Origin of the sequence: Sphingopyxis sp. (assembly GCF_036675685.1) — a bacterium.
Lineage (GTDB): Bacteria > Pseudomonadota > Alphaproteobacteria > Sphingomonadales > Sphingomonadaceae > Sphingopyxis.
Genome location: NZ_JAKFEM010000011.1, coordinates 20,297 through 38,983 on the forward strand (window position 1 = coordinate 20,297; position 18,687 = coordinate 38,983).

An 18,687-nucleotide genomic window follows, 5' to 3' on the forward strand; every position below is an offset into this window, starting at 1 on the left:
CGCCGAAAGCCGTTTTCCTGCCGCCAAATCGTCATTCCGGCGAAGGCCGGGATCTCAACCTCCGGCCCTAACGGACCGTCGAGATCCCGGCCTTCGCCGGGATGACGATGCAGGGCTAAAGCAGCACCATCTCGGCCTTCGCATCGAGCGCCTGCGCGAGCGAGCGCAACCGCCGATCGACCGATTCGCCCGCGAGGTGATGCCAGCCGCGATCGAGGCTGAGCCGCAATTTCCCGTCGACCAGCGCGATGCCGCTCGCTTTCAGCGGCGCCTCGACGCCGCCGGTCAGTCGCTGCGCGAGCCGGATCGCCAAGCCCCATTGCCGCGCCCGCGCGAGACGGTCGGGTTCGACGAGATTGCCCATCGCCGGAAAATCGCTGTCGGCACCACCGAATCCGGCGTGAAGCGCGCGCGCCAGCAGGATGCGGCCCGGAATATCGATACCGCGCCAATTGCCGTGGAGGCCGATTTCGGTGCCGCGCTCGGCGCGAAAATCGGGATTGGCGGACCAGGCCACGTCGCTGAGCAGGCTGGCGGCGAGGCGAACGCGGCTGTCGGCGTGCGCTTCGCCTGCGAACAGGGGCGCGATCCATTCGGTGATCGCGCGGCCGTGCGGTGCGAACCGCGCGAGCCGGCGCCCTTCGAACTCGGCCGCGACGATCAGCGGGTCCTCGGCGCGCGTCTCGGCGTCGAGCGCCTGGTAGAGCAATCCCTCGCGCAGCCCCGACGAAGACACCGTCATTTCGGGAATGTCGATGATGTTGGCGAGCGCGGCGAGCAATGCCGCCGCATCGGGCAAGGCTGCGGCGCGGTTCGACGCCATGCCGGGGATCGCCCTCAATTCCTCAAATGTCAGCCGCTTGGTCGCGCGAACGAGACGGCGCAGCGCGGTGCGGGGGAGCGTATGCTGGTCGAGCACCGCGAGCGGATCGTGCGTGAGTTCGAGGTCGAGGCGCGAAAGCGCGCGCCACGACCCGCCGACCAGATAGAGCGGCAGGCCGGTCAGCCCGCCCGGCCAGCCCGCATCGCGGAGCATCTTGCGGACAGCGCGCTCGAACGTTTGTTGCCCATCCTTGCGCAGCGCGGGCAGGCGCAGCACCCCGAGCGGGAAGGAAACGCGGCGACCGACCTGTCCGCCCGACACTTCGGCCAGCTCGAGGCTACCACCGCCCAGGTCGACCGCGATACCATGCGCCTCCGGGATCGCAGCGAGTACGCCATAGCCCGCAGCCTCCGCCTCTTCCTCGCCCGACAGCAGCCGGATCTTGAGGCCCGCGGCGGCGGCAGCGGCGATGAACTCGGGGCCGTTTTCGGCGTCGCGCACCGCCGCGGTCGCCACGCACTGCAGGTCTTTGACCTCCATATGCTTTGCGAGCAGCGCATAGCGGCGGAGCGCGGTCAGGCCGCGCGCGGCGTCTTCGTCGGCGATACGGCCGTTGATCGAGAGACCACGGCCAAGCCCCGCCGCGACCTTTTCGTTAAAAATCACCGCGGGCGCGCGCGCCGGTCCTTCATAAACGACGATACGGACCGAGTTGGAGCCGATGTCGATGACGGCAGAACGGTGGACCGCTTGTCTGGTGGAACGCAGCAAACCCAACTTCTCAATCATCGCGCATATTGAAGGCGAGCGTCGGGACGTCCTGGCGCTTGTGGAGCGCGGTTCCGCGGCCCGATAACGATGGATTGTTCATGAAATAATGGTGTAGATTGAACGGCTTATCCCCCGGCGTTACGCGTGCATAGGTGCCATCGAGCTGCAGCACCCAGCTTTGTTCATTGTCGATCAGGTTCGCGACCAGCACCTGGTCGAGAATTTGGTCGTGCACCGTCGGGTTTTCGATCGGGATCATATATTCGACCCGGCGATCGAAGTTGCGCGGCATCCAGTCGGCGCTGCTGATGTACAGCTTCGCGCCGCGATCCGGCAGCGACGCTCCGTTCGCAAAAGCCCAGACGCGGCTATGTTCGAGGAAGCGGCCGACAACCGATTTGACGCGGATCGTTTCCGACAGGCCCGGCACGCCCGGACGCAGGCAACAAATGCCGCGCACGATCAGCTCGATCGGCACGCCGGCCGCGCTCGCGGCATAAAGCTTGTCGATGATGTCGGGGTCGACGAGGCTGTTCATCTTGGCCCATACGCCCGACAGATGCCCCGCCTTGGCCGCGGTGATTTCGGCGTCGATCAGATCGCAAAGATGCGTGCGCATGTTGAGCGGCGACATGGTGACCAATTCGAGCCGCTCGGGCTCGACATAGCCGGTGATATAGTTGAACAGCTGCGCCGCATCGCGGCCGGCGCGCGGATCGGCAGTAAAGAAGCTGAGGTCGGTATAGATGCGCGCGGTCACCGGATGATAATTGCCGGTGCCGAAGTGGCAATAGGTGCGATACCCCTGCCCTTCGCGGCGGACGACCATCGAAATCTTGGCGTGGGTCTTCCACTCGATGAAACCGTAGACGACCTGCACCCCGGCGCGTTCGAGCTGGTTTGCCCAGAGCAGATTTTGCTCCTCGTCGAAACGCGCCTTGAGTTCGACGACCGCGGTCACCGACTTGCCCGCCTCGGCCGCCTCGATCAGCGCGCGGATGACCGGAGACTGATCGCCGGCGCGATAGAGCGTCTGCTTGATCGCGACGACGTCGGGATCGGCGGCTGCCTGGCGCAGGAAAGCGAGGACGACCTCGAAGCTTTCATAGGGGTGGTGGACAAGGATATCCTTGCTGCGGATCGCCGCAAAGCAGTCGCCGCCATGTTCGCGAATGCGTTCGGGAAAGCGCGCCGAGTAAGCGGGGAATTTGAGGTCGGGGCGGTCGACGTCGACAAGCGCCGACAGCGCCGCGAGCCCGATAAAGCCGCCGATCTTGGCGACGATCGCCTCATGCCCCTGAATATCCGCGTTGAGCACCGCGGCGATCTCGCCCGGCATGTCGGCTTCGAGTTCGAGCAGGATGACGCGGCCGCGACGGCGGCGGCGGATCGCGGTACGGAACAGGCGGACGAGATCCTCGGCCTCTTCCTCGATTTCGATGTCGCTGTCGCGGATGATGCGGAAGACGCCCAAGGAGCGGATCGTGAAGCCCGGGAAGATGAGGTCGCCGAAAATCTCGATCAGATATTCGATCGGCACGAACGCGCTCGATTGCCCCGGCACCGGCACGAACCGCGGCAGCGCGCCGGGGATCAGCACCAGTTCGCGCACCGTCTCGCCGTTCGCCTTGCGCTGAAGGTCGAAGATCACGCCGAGGCCGCGATTGGGGATGAAGGGAAAGGGATGCGCCGGGTCGAGCACCTGCGGGGTGAGAATCGGGAAAATCTGGTCGATGAAATATTGGCGCAACGCGGTGCGCAGCGCTTCGACATCGGACCCCGTGCCGTGAACGACAATGCCCTGTTCGCCGAGCTGGCGGTGGAGCAATTGCCATTCGGATTGCTGCTGGTCGACGAGGCGGTTCACCTCGGCCTCGATCTCGGCGAGCTGCTGCCCCGGCGAGCGGCCGTCGGCCGAGGGATCGTCGATCCCTTGCAATTGCTGGCCCTTCAGCCCCGCGACGCGCACCATGAAGAATTCGTCGAGGTTGCTTCCCGAAATCGACAGAAAGCGGAGGCGTTCGAGGAGCGGATGCGCGGGGTTGCGCGCTTCCTCCATCACCCGGCGGTTGAACGCCAGCCAGCTCAGCTCGCGGTTGAAGAAACGTTCGGGGCCGAACGACGGCAGCGCCGTATCGGCGTCATTTTCGGCGCGAAGGGGCCTACCTGTTACTGACATGTGCCTGTTTCCTGCCTTTCGGGGAGATCGGGATCGATCAGGCCTTGTGACAGTAATGTTTCACGCGTGAGACGAACGCCGACGCGCCGTCCCTGTTCGAGCGAGGCGGCATCGAGCGCCGCGACGACGCGGTGGATCATCGCATAGCTGCGCTCCATCCGCGGCACGATATAGGAGGCGACTTCGGGCGCCAAGGCCATGCCACGCTGTGCAAACAGCGCCTCGATCAGGTCGCGGGCAAGGCAGTCGTCGGGCTCGCCGATCGTCAACACCGGTACCGCCGCGAGCCGCGAGGCGAGGTCGGGAAGCGCGATATTCCAGTCGGCGGGCGGGGCGTCGGCGATGATCAGCAGCGGCGTGCCCGAAGTCTGCGCCGCGTTCCACGCGTGGAATATCTCTTCTTCCGAAACGCTGTCGTGCCCGTCGATCACGCGGCCGCCGGTGTCGCTGGCGAAAAGCCGGCCGATCAGGCTGCGCCCCGAACCGCGCGGTCCGGTGAGCACCGCGGTGCGCACCGGCCAGGTCGCGACATGGCGCAAATAGCGGACGGCATCGGCGTTGCTGGTGCCGACGATCAGCGGACCGTCGTTGGAACCGCCCGCGCTCCAGTCGAGCGGCAAGGCGATCTGGCCGGATGCGGGACGCGCCATCAGCGGCTGATCCGCAGCGTGCTGCCGCCTTCCTGTACCTTGTAACCGCGCGCGGCGAGTGCGGCGCTAAGCGCGGCGATGTCGCCGCGGAAGGTCACGCGCATCACCGATGTGCCGCCGAGCGCGAGGCTGGTGGTCGACGCCGACTGGACCCCCGCGATGCCGCCGACCGCGCGTTCGGTCGCGGTGACCGAATCGACGTCGGGCGAGCTGTACTGGACGGTGAAGCTCTGGACCCCGACCGCCGCTGTGGTCGGCACGCTGCTGTCGGTCTCGCTGGGGAGCGCTTCCGCGTCCGTGGAGATTTCTTCGGGCAGATCTTCCTTCTCAACCGGCTTTTCGAGGACAAGATAGGTGTCGGTGCGCAGCACGCCCGCCGCGAGCGCGTCGATATAGATACGGTCCATCCGCGCGACCGCCTTTTCCATCATATCGGGCAGCGCGGCCGGGCTGGGCCCGGTCATCGTGAAGCTGGAGATCAGCTTGCTGTCGGGGCCGAAGCGTGCGGTGAAAGTGCCTTTGATTGGCCCGCCGGGATAGGAATATTCGACCCGCGCGATCGGGGTCAGTACGTCGGCGGCGCCATATTGGTCGAGGATAACGCGCCACCAGATGCGCCCGCGGCGCCCGGTCTGTCCGGAATTGAGGAGCAATGTATCGGCGCCAGTGCCCGCGGTGCGCACATAATCGATCGCGCTCTGCCCCGTATTATATTCGGCCCAGGCACGCTGCCACGCGCTGCGCTGTTCGAACACCTGCGGAATGCCGTCGATCGAGTAGACGGGGATGACGAGGAGCGGCGGCGAGCGCAAAGTCCGGCCGCTGACGCCAAGAATCTGCCCCGCGCGGACGCGGTCGAACTGGACGCCGAGCCGGGCGACATAGCGGCGCGGGCCGATCTGTTCTTCCTCGACGACGATCGCGGTCACGATGCCGTCGAGCACCGAATCGCCGAGTTTGGGGCCGTCGCTTCCGTTCAATTTGCGATAAAGCTGCGTCCAGCCGAGGCGCTGCGCCTCGCGCCAGCCCTTTTCGCGCGCATCGTCGGCGTTGTCGCCGGTGACGTCGACGAGGATTCCGCTGGCGAGGAAATCGCCGCTGCTGTTGATCGGCGTGATGCCGCGATCACCGCGACTGATCTGTCCTTCGACCACGCCGACGAGCAGAATCGCCAAGAAAAGCCCGAAAGCCGCCGCCCAGCGCCAGTCGCGCGGGCGAAAGGCATCGAGCGTCAGGCGGAGCGCGAAGCGGGGGAAAGCAGCCGAAATCATATCTTCTCTATGCTTTGCCCAAAAGCTTGGCGCCGGACAAGGAAATCATGGCATTTCTCGGCTGGAGTCGTTAGTCGCGCTGGCCATGGATTCCAAGCACAACCAACGAGACGGGCAACCCGCCTCCTACACTTATGCCGAGGCCGGTGTATCGATCGAGACCGGCAACGCGCTGGTCCGTGCCATTGCTCCGCTCGCCCGTGCGACGCGCCGCCCTGGCGCCGACGCCGACCTCGGCGGATTCGGCGGCTTCTTCGATCTGAAGGCGGCGGGGTTCACCGATCCCTTGCTCGTCGCGGCGAACGACGGCGTGGGCACCAAGCTGAAACTCGCGATCGAATCGGGAAAGCATGACGGGGTCGGCATCGACCTTGTCGCGATGTGCGCCAATGATCTGATCGTGCAGGGCGCCGAGCCTTTGTTCTTCCTCGACTATTATGCGACCGGCAAGCTCGACAACGAGGTCGCGACCCAGGTCGTCGCGAGCATCGCCGAGGGCTGCAAGCAAGCGGGATGCGCGCTGATCGGCGGCGAGACCGCCGAGATGCCGGGCATGTACAGCGAAGGCGACTATGACCTCGCCGGTTTCTGCGTCGGTGCGGTCGAGCGCGACCAGGTGCTGACCGCCGACAAGGTCGCGGCGGGCGACGTGATCCTCGGCCTCGCTTCGTCGGGGGTGCATTCGAACGGTTTTTCGCTGGTGCGCCGGCTCGCGGCCGACAAGGGCTGGAAACTCGACCGCCCCGCGCTGTTCGACCAGACCGTCCTGCTGATCGACGCGCTGATGGCGCCAACGCGCATCTACGTCAAAAGCCTGCTCCCGCTGGTGAAGAGCGGCCAGATCCATGCGCTGGCGCATATCACCGGCGGCGGGCTGCTCGAGAATATCCCGCGCATCCTTCCCAAGACGCTGCACGCCCATGTTAACGCTGATAACTGGGCGCAGCCGCGGCTGATGGCGTTCCTGCAGGCGCAGGGAAATATCGAACCCGAAGAAATGGCGCGCACCTTCAATTGCGGGATCGGCATGGCGGTTGTTGTCGCCGAAGCTGATGTTGACGCTGTTACCGCGGCGCTCGAAGGCGCGGGCGAGACGGTATTCCGGATCGGCCATATCGCCGAGGGCGAAAAGGGCTGCACCGTGACGGGCAGTGCCGAGACGTGGAGCGCAATGGGCGCGTGGAGTGCCACGCACCACGGTTGAATTTATCGTCACCCTGAACTTGTTTCAGGGTCCATGGTCCGCCATCAAAATTGCCACCACGCTTGCCGAGAGATCAGGCCATGGGTGCTGAAACAAGTTCAGCATGACGAAAGAAGGAGAGCGCCAATGACGAAAGCCAAGGTCGCCGTCCTGATCTCCGGCGCTGGCACCAATATGGCAGCGCTGCTCTATGCGGCGAAAGCCGAAGACTGCCCCTATGAGTTGGTGCTCGTCGGCAGCAACGATCCCGATGCACCGGGGCTGAAGATTGCCGAAGCCGAAGGCATCGCGACATGGGGCTTGTCGCACAAGGGCATGAACCGCGACGCCTTCGACACGCTGGTCGACGAACAGTTGCGCGCGGCCAAGGCCGAATTTGTCGCGCTCGCGGGCTATATGCGAATTCTGTCGGACGATTTCGTCGGGCGCTGGGCGGGCAAGATGCTCAATATCCACCCCAGCCTGCTGCCGCTCTACAAGGGGTTGAACACGCACAGCCAGGCTATCGAAGCGAGTGACCGGTTCGGCGGGTGCAGCGTGCATATCGTGACCCCGGGGGTCGACGACGGGCCGGTGCTGGCGCAGACACCGGTCGCGATCCTGCCCGGCGACACCGTCGAGACTTTGGCGGCGCGGGTGCGGATCGCCGAGCATCAGCTTTATCCGCCGACACTCGCGGCCTTCGTGTCGCGCGAACGCTCGCCCGACTATCTGCTCGGCCGCGTGCGCGATCTCGCGATGGCGCTGCCCGAGGCCGACGAGGTCACCTCGCACGGCATGCCCTGCTTCGGAATCGTGAAGGGCAAGAAATTCGCCTATTTCACGCAGGACCATCATGGCGACGGCAAGACAGCGATATTGGTGAAGATCAGCGGCGCCGACGAACAGGCGCAACTGATCGAGCTCGACGAAGACCGCTATTACCGCCCCGCTTATTTCGGCGACGGCTGGGTCGGCATCCGCCTTGACCTTGGCGACACCGACTGGGATGCAATCGGCGACTGGCTGCGCAAGAGCTGGCTCGCGGTGGCGCCGAAGAAGCTGGCGGGGTTGATGGGGATCGCCGACGAATTCTAGATCAGCGACAGGGAGCCGCGGTGTAGAATGCGTCCTTGCGTACGGTTTTGTCCGCCACGCCGCAGAAACGCGGGACGCGGATCCGCTGACGCAGCGCGTTGTCGGTAAGGAAGCCGCCCTTGTCGATGGGCGTCGTTGCATGGGGAACCGCAATCTCGAAGTGCAGGTGCGACAGCATCGCGCAGCCGACTGCGGCCTCGTCGCCGAGATGCTGCCCCGCCCGAACGCGGCTTCCGACCTTGAGCCCCGCCTTGCTGCTACTGCCCGCGGCCATGTGCGAATAGAGCGTCCATTCACCGTTGGCGTGTGAGAGCCAGAGATAATTGTTGCGGCAGTCGGCGGCGGCGCGGCCGCTCTGCTGTTCGGAAAAGCTTTCCTCGATCGCCATGACCACCCCATCGGCGGCCGCGACGATGCGGTGGCGGCGATCGGCGCCGCGCGGTTCGCCAACGAGATCGACGGCGCCGAGCGGGCGGTGCGTCGCCGCATCGTCGAAAACCGAAACCCGTGTCGCGTCGGCATAGGGCAGACGATAAACGCCCTCTGAAGGCGGAATGGCAGGTGCGGGTTCGGGGGCTGCCCCGAGCAGGATAAGGCTCGCCGCGGCAGCGAAGATCGGGATCGGTTTCAAGAAGCTCTCCTCTTAAAGATCAAAAAAAGGGGGCGCCGGATATTTCCGTCGCCCCCTTTTTTAACGTCGCGGCGAAGGCGTTGCCTTAACCGACAATCTCTTCGGGCTTGAAGAAATAGGCGATTTCGATCGCGGCATTCTCGTCACTGTCGCTGCCGTGGACCGTGTTCGCCTCGATGCTTTCGGCGAGTTCCTTGCGGATCGTGCCGGGGGCGGCGTCCTTGGGGTTGGTGGCGCCCATGATGTCGCGGTTGGCCTGCATCGCATTCTCGCCTTCCAGAACCTGGACGACGACGGGACCGCTGATCATGAAATCAACGAGTTCGCCGAAGAAGGGGCGTTCCTTGTGAACCGCGTAGAAGCCTTCGGCCTGTTCGCGGGTCATGTGAATGCGCTTCGACGCGACGACGCGGAGGCCGGCGTCTTCCAGCATCTTGGTGACGGCGCCGGTGATGTTGCGGCGCGTCGCGTCGGGCTTGATGATCGAAAAAGTGCGGGTGACCGCCATGGGAAAGCTCCTGCGATGTTATGGTTTGCGATGCGCGCGCCTCTAGCTGCGCTTTCGCCCTATCGCAAGGATAGAGCGCCGGAAGCCTACGGCCCTTCGGACCAGCGGCCGCGATCGTCCTGTTTCCAGAAGTGGATTTCGGTGCCCTCGGCGGCGCCGAGCGTGCGCCAGGTCGCGCGCGCGTCGTCGATACGGCTGTTGTCGAATAGCAGGAAGGAGCGTTCGAACCCGAGCGCCTCGTCGCGCCATTCGCCGTCGGCGAGCGCGACGAGCCGCGCGCGGTTGGGCGGCGAGGCGTCGAGCGTTCCGGAGATCAGGATCGGTTCGATTTCTTCGTCAGGCGAGCCCGCATTGCCGTGCGGCAGGAAGCTTGCGGGTTGCAGCGTCCACAGCGCCTCGTCGATCGCCTGCCGCTGCATCGCCGACGCGGCGACGACCAGCAGGCGATCGCCCGCCCCGAGGATGCGCGTCGCAAGCGCGGGGAGCACCCGTTCGACCGGATCGCGGGTCAGCCGGTAAAAGTCGACGCGCGCCATGCTCCCCTGCCCTGCCCTGCCCTCAGCCTTCGTGGTTGTCGGCGATGTAGCGATCGAGGAGGCGCACGCCGTATCCCGTCGCACCCTTTGCCCACACCGAACCGTCCTTGTCGGCCCACGCCATGCCCGCGATATCGAGATGCGCCCAGGCGACGCCTTCGTCGACGAAGCGCTTCAAGAACTGCGCCGCGGTGATCGACCCGCCTTCGCGCGGGCCGATATTCTTCATGTCGGCGATCGGGCTGTCGATCAGCTTGTCGTATGCCGGCGACAGCGGGAAACGCCACAGCTTGTTGCCGCTCGCATCGCCCGCGGCGAGCAGGTCGGCGGCGAGATCGTCGTCATTGGCGAACATCCCCGCATATTCATGGCCGAGCGAGATCACCATCGCGCCAGTCAGCGTCGCGAGGTCGACGATGACCTTGGGTTCATAGATTTTCTGCGCCCAGCTAATCGCGTCGCAGAGCACAAGTCGCCCTTCGGCGTCGGTGTTGAGCACCTCGACCGTCTGGCCCGACATGGTGGTGACAATGTCGCCGGGGCGCATCGCGTTGCCGTCGGGCATATTTTCGACGAGGCCGACGATGCCGACGACATTCGCCTTCGCCTTGCGCCCGGCGATCGCCTTCATCGCGCCCGCGACCGCGCCCGCGCCGCCCATGTCCCACTTCATCATATCCATGCCGGGGCCAGGTTTCAGGCTGATCCCGCCGGTATCGAAGGTGACGCCCTTGCCGATGAAGACGACCGGCTTGTCGCCCTCGGCGGCGCCGTTCCAGCGCATCGCGAGCAGCCGCGGGGGCCGCGTCGACCCTTGCGCAACGCCAAGCAGCGCGCCCATGCCGAGCGCCTTCATCTGGCGCTCGTCGAGCACTTCGAGTTCGACACCGAGGTCGGCGAGATGCTGGCAGCGTTCGACGAAGCTTTCGGGATAAAGGATGTTCGGCGGCTCGGCGACGAGCGTCTGCGTCAGCGCGACACCGTCGGCGACCGCCGAAAGGGCCGCCCAGCGGCCCGACAGATTGCCATGCGGCGAGGCGATGGTCAGCGTCTTGATGCTGGGTTTCGCGGTGTCGGCGAGGCGCGTGCGATAGGTGTCGAGGCGCCAATCGCGCAGTTTGGCGCCCATCGCAAAGGCGAGCACATCATCCGCGTCGCTCTGCCCCGCGCTTGCGAAATCGACATGGACCGCGGTGGCGCCGCTGGTCTGCAGCCGGCCGGTCAGCGCGGCGCCTCCGCGCTCCAGATCATGCGTGCTTCCCTCGCCGATCCCGACGAGCAGCAGGCGAAGGACCCGGCCGCCGTCGACCGCGGCGGTTTCGGCTATGCTGCCTGCCGCGCCCTCGAAACGTGCCTGTGCCGCGGCACCGCCAAGCAGGGCGCCGTGGGGTTCGCCAAGCGCCTCGACAAAGGCGGCAAGTCCGCCCTTACGGACCGGAAAAGCGACGACATCGGCAGACGCATCGATTTGCGCGACAAAATGAATGTCCATTCGGTAACTCTCTCATGCGGTGATTGATTGCAACGTGCGGGACCGATAGGGGTTTCGCTTGCGAGTTGCAAAAATAAAGCAGCCGGTCCAACCCGGGCGGACGTGACAAAGATGTGGGACAAAGTGATCAGATGACGTTGGCTTTGTTCCCCGGAACGACAGGCGCACGGCCGTTCTGGCTGGCGACGGCCAGCGGCATCGTGCTGTTCGCGACGCCGGCGCTGGCCCAGACGGCGGGCGATTCGACCCCGTCGGGGCAGGTCGTCGGCGAACCCGACACACAGACGCCCGACCTGCAGACGCCCGACGTCGTCCCGACCACGACCGACGCGCCCGACGTGAAGGCCGAAGACCAGATCGGTTTCGCGGCCGATGCCCTGAATTACGACAGCGACACCGAAGTCGTCGTCGCCGAGGGCAATGTCCAGATGAACCGCGAGGCGATCCGGATGCGCGCGGACAAGGTCACCTGGAACCGCAAATCGGGCCAGGTGTTCGCCGAAGGCAATGTCACGATCATCAATCCCGAAGGCGATACCGCCTATGGCGACCGGATCGAGCTGACCGACACCCTGCGCGACGGTGTCGTCGACAACCTGCTCGTCGTGCTCGACAATGGCTCGCGGCTCGCCGCGATCAAAGGCACGCGTTTCGACAACGGCAATATCGAGTTGGAGAATGCCGCCTACACCCCCTGCCCCGTCGAGGATGCCGAGGGTTGCCCGAAGAACCCGAGCTGGCAGGTCCGCGCCGTCCGCGTCATGTACGACCGCGCCAAGAACAAGGTTCGCTACAAGGGCGCACGGATCGAGCTTTTCGGCCTGCCGCTGATTCCGCTGCCCGGCCTGAGCCATTCGATCAACAACGAGGCGAGCAGCGGCTTGCTGGTGCCCGAGATCCGGCTCGACCGGAGCAACGGCTTCGAGGTCGCCGTCCCTTATTATCTGCGGCTCGCGCCCGACCGCGACATCACGGTCACCCCGCACCTCTACACTGGCGCCGCGCCGATGATCGAGGGCGAGTTCCGCGCGCTGACCGACATCGGATCGTTCCGGATCAACGGCTATGCGACCTATGGCTCGCTCGTCCCGTTGACAGGCGACGACCCGGACAGTGAAAAACGGTTTCGCGGTTACCTCGAAAGTGCCGGCAAGTTCCAGTTCGATCCGCGCTGGAGCCTCACCTATTCGGGCCGTATCGCGACCGACCGCACCTTCATGCGCCGGTACGACATCAGCCGTGACGACCGGCTGCGCTCGACCTTCGAGCTCGAGCGGATCGGCGGCAACTCGTACCTGTCGATCGCCGGCTGGGCGACGCAGACGCTGCGCCGCAACGACGACCAGGGACAGCAGCCGATCGCGCTGCCGATCATCGATTACCGCCAGCGGTTCGACGATCCCTTTCTCGGCGGGCAGTTCGAACTGCAGCTCAATACGCTCGCGATCGGCCGCACCGCAGGCCAGGACACGCAGCGCGCCTTTGCCGGGGCGCGCTGGGATTTGCGCGGGCTGACCGGCATGGGCCAGGAAGTCACGCTGACCGCGCTCGTTCGCGGCGACGTCTATCACAGCGACGAAAATCTGCTCACCGCGATCCCCGGCTATCGCGGCAAATCGGGTTGGCAGGCGCGCGGCATCGCCGCGGTCGCGGCCGACATGCGCTGGCCCTTCATCGGCGAGTTCATGGGCGGCACCCAGACGCTGACCCCGCGCGTCCAGCTTGTCGCGACCCCGCCGATCAAGAATCTCGACATTCCGAACGAGGATTCGCGCGCCTTCGACCTCGAAGACAGCAATTTGTTCGCGATCAATCGTTTCAACGGCCACGACCGGTTCGAGGACGGCGCGCGCATCACCTATGGCGTCGAATGGAATTACAGCCGCCCGGGTTTCAACATCAGCAGCGTCGTCGGCCAAAGCTATCGCCTGACCGACAAGCCGAGCCTGTTTCCCGACGGCACCGGGCTGACCGACCGCACGTCGGACATCGTCGGGCGGACGACGATAGCCTACCGCGATTTCCTGCGCCTCACTCACCGATACCGGCTCGACAAGGATAATCTGGCGATCCGCCGCAACGAATTCGACGCGACGATCGGCAGCCGCTCGACCTATGCCGTGGTGGGTTATTCGCGGCTCAACCGCGACATATTGCTGCTCGGCGAGGATCTGCAGGACCGCGAGGAAGTCCGCGCGGGCGGACGCGTGGCTTTTGCCAATTACTGGTCGGTTTTCGGGTCCGCCATCGTCGATTTGACCCAGCAGAGCGACGATCCGCTGAGCTCCGCCGACGGGTTCGAGCCGATTCGCCATCGCCTTGGCATCGCCTATGACGACGAATGCCTGTCGATCGCGCTGACCTGGCGCCGCGACTATGCCGACACCGGCGATGCGCGGCGCGGCAACAGCTTCTCCTTCCGCATCGCGTTCCGCAACCTGGGCTTCTGACCCGCCTTGCTCAGCCTAGGTTCAGCGTCGGCGACCTATGTGCGGGCTTCAAACAGGTCCGATGGCCGATTGCGCTGGACCATCGGGCGTTTCCGCTGATACGGAGCGTGCCACTAATTCTCGAATAGGGTAGCAATGACCAAATTTTCGACCATGATCGGACTGATCGCCGTGGCGGCCGTGGGTGTGACGCCAGTGATCGCCCAGACCGTCAGCGACGACACTGTTCCGACGACCAGCCTCAACATCCCGGGCAATGTCCAGATTTTTGGCGATGCCAAGAGCAACGTCTATCGCCCCTCGGCCACGGTGAACGGCGAGATTATCACCGCGACCGACATCGAGCAGCGCATGGCGCTGATCCGTATCGCGAACAACAATGTCGAACTGCCGCCGGAGGAGCTCCAGCGGTTGCGCAGCCAGGTGTTCAGCAATCTGATCGACGAAAAATTGCAGATCCAGGAAGCCAAGGCGGCCGAGATCACGATCGACGAGAATGTCGTCAACGATCAGTTCGCGCGCCTCGCGACGCGTTTCAAGCAGACGCCCGACCAGTTTTCGGCCTATCTGGCATCCAAGGGATCGTCGGCGGCCGCGGTGAAGCAGCAGATCCGCGGCGAATTCGCCTGGGATCGCCTGTTGTCGCGCAACATTCAGTCGACGACGAACGTGTCGACCGACGAGGTCCAGGCCGTCGAGAAGCGGCTTAACGAAGCCAAGGGCCAGGATGAATTCCATCTGGGCGAAATCTATCTGTCGGCGACCCCCGAAAATGCCGCCGCAGTGACGGAAAACGCCCGGAAAATCATTCAGGCGCTGCAGGCGGGCGGCAGTTTTGCCGCTTATGCCCGTCAGTTTTCCGAAGCATCGACCGCCAGCGTCGGCGGCGACCTCGGATGGGTGAAACCCGCCTTGCTGCCGCAGTCGATGGCCGATGCGGCGTCGCAGATGCAGCCCGGCCAGCTCGTCGGCCCGGTCGAGGTTCCCGGCGGCCTCTCGATCATGCTGATGATCGACCGGCGCCAGGTGCTGACCGCCGATCCGCGCGACGCGGTACTCAGCCTGAAACAGATTTCGCTCGATTTCCCCGCCGGGACGACGCAGGCCCGGGCGTCCGAACTGGCGAGCCAGTTCGCCGAAGCGACGCGCGGTATCGCGGGTTGCGGCGGCGCCGACGCGGTCGCGCAGAAGCTGGGCGCCAATGTGGTGTCGCGCGACAATATCGAAATGCGCCAACTGCCGGCACCGCTTCAAAACACGTTGGTCAGCCTTCAGATCGGCCAGACGACGCAGCCATTCGGCGCCGCGAACGAGGGCGTCAGCGTCCTGGTGCTGTGCGGCCGCGACTTGCCGCAGACCGCGACCACCGCGAACCTCGAGCAGATCGAACAGCGCTTGCTGGAAGAAAAGGTCAACAAGCGAGCCCAGCGCTATCTGCGCGACCTGCGCCGGGATGCCGTGATCGAATATAGCTGATGTCTGAGTACAGCAATCGACGCCCGATCGCGGTCACCATGGGTGACCCGGCCGGCGTCGGCCCCGAAGTCACGGCCCGCGCCTGGGCCGCGCGACGCGAAAACCATTTGCCGCCCTTCGTCGCCATCGGCGACATCGCCGCGATCGCCGCCGTCTGGGATGGCCCGATCGCGCGCGTCGGCGACATGGCTGAGGTAATCCGGACGTTCGACGACGCCCTGCCCGTCTGGCACCTCGAAGACAGCGGACCGCTGACCCCCGGCATACCGACCCCCGCCGGCGCGACCTGTGCGCTCCATGCGCTCGAAACCGGCATCGGCCTGACCCGCAACCAGGCGAGTTCGGCGCTCGTCACCGGCTCGGTATCCAAATATGCGCTGCACGGCATCGGCTATACCCATCCGGGGCAGACCGAATTCATCGCCGAACGCTGCGGCGTGACCGCCACCAACGCCGTCATGATGCTCGCCGGCCCCAGCCTGCGCGTCGTCCCGCTGACGGTGCATATCCCGCTGGCCGAGGTGCCCGAGCGGCTGACCGTCGAGTTGATCGTCGCCAAGGCGCGGATCGTCGCGCGCGGCCTGCGCCGCGATTTCGGCATTGATACGCCGCGCATCGCGCTCGCAGGCCTCAACCCGCATGCGGGTGAGAGCGGTCAATTGGGCAGTGAAGAACTACGCATCATGGCGCCCGCGGTTGCCCAGCTGGCCGACGAAGGGATCATCGTCGACGGGCCGCAGGCGGCCGACGGACTGTTCGCCCCCGCGGTTCGTGCGCGCTACGATGCGCTGCTCTGCGCCTATCACGACCAGGCGCTGACCCCGTTCAAGGCGCTCCATTTCCACGACGGGGTCAATCTGACGCTGGGCCTGCCGATCATCCGCACCTCGCCCGACCATGGCACGGCGTTCAATATCGCCGGCACCGGCACCGCCGATCCCGGCCCGACGATCGCCGCGATAGCGCTTGCCGCAAAGCTCGCCGCGACCCGCGAGCGTAGCTGCGCACCGGCAAAGTGACCGCCAGGCCAGCACCGAACCTGCCCCCACTGCGCGAGACGGTGCGCACGCACGGCCTGTCGGCGAGCAAGGCGTTGGGGCAGAATTTCCTGTTCGACGAGCAATTGCTCGATCGCATCGCCGCGCTGCCCGGCGATCTCGACGGCGCCACCGTGTTCGAGGTCGGTCCCGGCCCCGGCGGACTGACGCGCGCGCTGCTGCGGGCCGGAGCGAAGGTGATCGCGGTCGAACGCGACGACCGCTGCCTGCCGCTGCTTGCTGAGCTGGCAGAGGTTTTCCCGGGGCAGTTACAGGTCGTCGCCGACGACGCGATGGCGGTCGACGTTGACGCGCTGACCGGCGGAGCCTCTTATCACATCGTTGCCAACCTGCCCTATAATGTCGGCACCGCACTCTTCACCCGTTGGCTCGAACCCGCAAGCTGGCCGCCGCGTTGGCAATCGCTGACCCTGATGTTCCAGCTTGAGGTCGCCGAGCGCATCGTCGCGCCGGTCGGCACGAACGCCTTCGGCCGGCTTGCGGTGCTCGCCCAGTGGCGATCGACCGCGAAGATCGCGATGAAGGTCCATCGCTCGGCCTTCACCCCGCCGCCCAAGGTGATGTCGGCGATCGTCCATGTCGTTCCGGCGGAACAGCCCGAGGGCGTCGATCCGAAGCGGCTGTCGAAGCTGACCGAAAAGGGTTTCGGCCAGCGGCGCAAAATGCTGCGGCAGAGCCTGAAAGGCGTCGAAGGGGCAGTTGCCGCAGCCGAGGCGCTGGGGATCGACCCGACGCGCCGCGCCGAAACGGTCAGCGTCGCCGAATGGGTGGCACTGGCGAGGGCGCTGGGCGCCTAGGACCGATCAATTCTGGTTGCTGCTGGCACCCACCGTCGCGACGACGGGCTTGGGCGCGATGGCCTCGGCCGCCACGACGCGCTTGGCATCGCTCACCTGGATCGTCTTTTCGAGCGTCGCGACCTGCGGGCATTTCGAACTGCACACACGCTGCGCTTCGGCGAGCTTTTCGCGGGCCAGTTCGAGCGCGCCCTTGTCGGCCAGCGCCTCACCCTGTCCGGTCAGCGCGACGACGTCATTGGGCTCGAGCACCAAAGCTTCGCGATAGAGGCCGATCGCTTTGCCCGGCAGTCCCTGCGCGCGCGCGACCTGCGCCAACGCAATGATCGCCGAACGGTTACGAGGATCCGCGGCGAGCGCCGATTCATAATAATCGATGGCAGCGCTGAGGTTGCCCGCTTCCTGCGCCTTCTGCCCTTCGTGCTGGAGCGCGATCGAGCGCGGGAAAATGTCGTTATCGGCGCGCTGGGCGTCGGACGCGGTGGGCAGGCTGGCAAGGATAGCACCCGCCGCAAGAGCCAGAAAACCGACGCGCATCGCATTCTCCCATCGCTTCATTGGCGGCGATGCTAACATGGTGCCGTCAGTCGTGCGAGAAAAAATCCATCGCAGCCGTCGTGCCCCGGGGTGAGCAGAAAACCGCTGCCCGCCGCGCGGCCGACGCCTTCGGGCAGGATGCCGGCATCGGCGGTCCAGCCGGGGTTCCGGGTCAGAAAATCACCCACCTGTGCGCGCCCCTCGCGTGCGATGATCGAGCAGACGGCATAGAGGAGTTTGCCGCCCGGCGCCACCATCTGCGCACCAATGTCGATCAATTTCGCCTGGTCGGCGAGATGGCGTTCGAGCCGCACGGGGGTGAGGCGCCAGCGCAGTTCGGGGCTCCGCCGCCATGTCCCGCTTCCCGAACAGGGAGCATCGACGAAGACGCGGTCGGCCGACCCCATCCAGTCGTCGAGCATCTCGATCTCTTTACCGGGGTTGAGCAGCCGCGTTTCGATCCGCATCGCGCCCGCGCGCTCGGCACGCGGCGGCAGTTGCTGGAGGCGCGCGCGGTTGGTGTCGCAGGCAAGAATGTCGGCTGCGTCGCCCGTTACCGACGCGATCGCCAGCGTCTTGCCCCCGGCCCCGGCGCAGAGGTCGACGATCCGCATCTCCGCAGCGGCACCCAGCGCGATCGAAGCATATTGGCTCGCCGCATCCTGTACTTCATATTGTCCCGCGGTATAGGCGGGGTCCTGGACGGCGGCGGTTTCGGGTGGAAGGCGCCAACCGTCGACGAGCCCCGCGATCGCTTCACCATCGGGAAACAGCGCCGCAAGATCGCCCTGCGTCGCCTTCAGCCGGTTGGCGCGAAGGTCGAGCGGCGCGCGGGCGAGCATCGCTTCGGCCTCTTCCTCGCCGACCAGCGGATCGAAAAGCTCGACCAGCGCGGTCGCGGCCAGCCCGGCTTCGGCGCGCGCTTCATCGGCAGCAATCGGCGCGGGCCCATAGGGCGAGCCGTCAAACAAAGCGGCTATATCGGGCTGTCGGTCGGCGAGCGCGAGCATCGCCGCGCGGCCCGACGCGGGCGCCGAGCGCACCACGCGGATCGCATCATAGACGAGCGCACGGATCGCGCGGCGATCCTTCGACCCGGCATAGCGGCGCGCGCGCATCGCTTCGGCGAAAACGCTGTCGGCCGGCGCCCCGCCTTCGCGCGCAGCAGTCGCGATGGCATTGAGGATCTCGATGGCTGCCTGAACACGTGCTGCGGGCGTCATCGGC

General features: G+C 65.7%; 16 protein-coding genes. 6 read left to right on the plus strand and 10 right to left on the minus strand.

Annotated elements, in window-relative coordinates; genetic code table 11:
- Positions 1-115: 115 nt before the first annotated feature.
- The 4 genes from V6M50_RS05655 to V6M50_RS05670 are packed head-to-tail and all read right to left on the minus strand — an operon-like array spanning position 116 to position 5,694.
- Positions 116-1,612: a Ppx/GppA family phosphatase gene (locus V6M50_RS05655; RefSeq protein WP_332817580.1), complete on the minus strand. Its 1,497-nt coding sequence runs from the start codon at positions 1,610-1,612 to the stop codon at positions 116-118.
- Positions 1,605-3,773: an RNA degradosome polyphosphate kinase gene (locus V6M50_RS05660; RefSeq protein ID WP_332817581.1), complete on the minus strand. Its 2,169-nt coding sequence runs from the start codon at positions 3,771-3,773 to the stop codon at positions 1,605-1,607. Before V6M50_RS05660 ends, V6M50_RS05655 begins: the two co-directional genes overlap by 8 nt.
- Positions 3,764-4,423, minus strand: coding sequence for an HdaA/DnaA family protein (locus V6M50_RS05665; RefSeq protein WP_332817582.1), 660 nt, complete (start codon positions 4,421-4,423; stop codon positions 3,764-3,766). The genes V6M50_RS05660 and V6M50_RS05665 overlap by 10 nt, the downstream gene beginning before the upstream one ends.
- On the minus strand, positions 4,423-5,694 hold the full coding sequence (locus tag V6M50_RS05670) for a heavy-metal-associated domain-containing protein (protein WP_332817583.1): 1,272 nt from the start codon (positions 5,692-5,694) through the stop codon (positions 4,423-4,425). The genes V6M50_RS05665 and V6M50_RS05670 overlap by 1 nt, the downstream gene beginning before the upstream one ends.
- A gap of 85 nt (positions 5,695-5,779) precedes the next feature.
- On the opposite strand from V6M50_RS05670, the gene purM reads away from it, so the two are divergent.
- Complete coding sequence (purM, locus tag V6M50_RS05675; RefSeq protein WP_332817584.1) at positions 5,780-6,898, plus strand: phosphoribosylformylglycinamidine cyclo-ligase; 1,119 nt, start codon at positions 5,780-5,782, stop codon at positions 6,896-6,898.
- Positions 6,899-7,024: 126 nt separating this feature from the next.
- Positions 7,025-7,975, plus strand: coding sequence for a phosphoribosylglycinamide formyltransferase (gene purN / locus V6M50_RS05680; RefSeq protein ID WP_332817585.1), 951 nt, complete (start codon positions 7,025-7,027; stop codon positions 7,973-7,975).
- Position 7,976: 1 nt separating this feature from the next.
- Here purN and V6M50_RS05685 read toward each other — a convergent pair whose 3' ends face one another.
- From V6M50_RS05685 to V6M50_RS05700, 4 genes are all read right to left on the minus strand, one after another.
- Positions 7,977-8,606 (minus strand): M23 family metallopeptidase, encoded by a 630-nt coding sequence (locus V6M50_RS05685; RefSeq protein WP_332817586.1) that lies wholly within the window; start codon positions 8,604-8,606, stop codon positions 7,977-7,979.
- 85 nt (positions 8,607-8,691) lie between these two features.
- Positions 8,692-9,114 carry a nucleoside-diphosphate kinase gene (gene ndk / locus V6M50_RS05690; protein ID WP_325545881.1) on the minus strand — a complete coding sequence of 141 codons (423 nt, stop codon included), beginning with the start codon at positions 9,112-9,114 and terminating at the stop codon, positions 8,692-8,694.
- 86 nt (positions 9,115-9,200) lie between these two features.
- Positions 9,201-9,650, minus strand: a complete 450-nt coding sequence (locus V6M50_RS05695; protein WP_332817587.1) for a DNA polymerase III subunit chi — start codon at positions 9,648-9,650, stop codon at positions 9,201-9,203.
- Positions 9,651-9,672: 22 nt separating this feature from the next.
- Positions 9,673-11,142, minus strand: coding sequence for a leucyl aminopeptidase (locus tag V6M50_RS05700; protein ID WP_332817588.1), 1,470 nt, complete (start codon positions 11,140-11,142; stop codon positions 9,673-9,675).
- Between the two features lie 131 nt (positions 11,143-11,273).
- Between V6M50_RS05700 and V6M50_RS05705 the strand changes: the two genes are divergently transcribed.
- The 4 genes from V6M50_RS05705 to rsmA all read left to right on the plus strand — a co-directional run bounded on the left by V6M50_RS05705 (position 11,274) and on the right by rsmA (position 16,923).
- Entirely contained in the window at positions 11,274-13,592 is a 2,319-nt protein-coding gene (locus V6M50_RS05705; protein ID WP_332817589.1) for an LPS-assembly protein LptD, read from the plus strand.
- A 135-nt stretch (positions 13,593-13,727) separates the two neighbouring features.
- Complete coding sequence (locus V6M50_RS05710; protein WP_332817590.1) at positions 13,728-15,068, plus strand: peptidylprolyl isomerase; 1,341 nt, start codon at positions 13,728-13,730, stop codon at positions 15,066-15,068.
- A complete protein-coding gene (gene pdxA, locus V6M50_RS05715) occupies positions 15,068-16,087 on the plus strand; it encodes a 4-hydroxythreonine-4-phosphate dehydrogenase PdxA (protein WP_332817591.1) in 1,020 nt (339 codons plus the stop codon). The genes V6M50_RS05710 and pdxA overlap by 1 nt, the downstream gene beginning before the upstream one ends.
- Entirely contained in the window at positions 16,084-16,923 is an 840-nt protein-coding gene (rsmA, locus tag V6M50_RS05720; protein ID WP_332817592.1) for a 16S rRNA (adenine(1518)-N(6)/adenine(1519)-N(6))-dimethyltransferase RsmA, read from the plus strand. The genes pdxA and rsmA overlap by 4 nt, the downstream gene beginning before the upstream one ends.
- Positions 16,924-16,929: 6 nt before the next feature.
- On the opposite strand, the gene V6M50_RS05725 is transcribed toward rsmA, so the two are convergent.
- Together V6M50_RS05725 and V6M50_RS05730 are read right to left on the minus strand one after the other, a co-directional pair.
- On the minus strand, positions 16,930-17,460 hold the full coding sequence (locus V6M50_RS05725; RefSeq protein WP_332817593.1) for a tetratricopeptide repeat protein: 531 nt from the start codon (positions 17,458-17,460) through the stop codon (positions 16,930-16,932).
- A gap of 32 nt (positions 17,461-17,492) precedes the next feature.
- On the minus strand, positions 17,493-18,683 hold the full coding sequence (locus V6M50_RS05730; protein ID WP_332817594.1) for an RsmB/NOP family class I SAM-dependent RNA methyltransferase: 1,191 nt from the start codon (positions 18,681-18,683) through the stop codon (positions 17,493-17,495).
- Between the last annotated feature and the right edge of the window lie 4 nt (positions 18,684-18,687).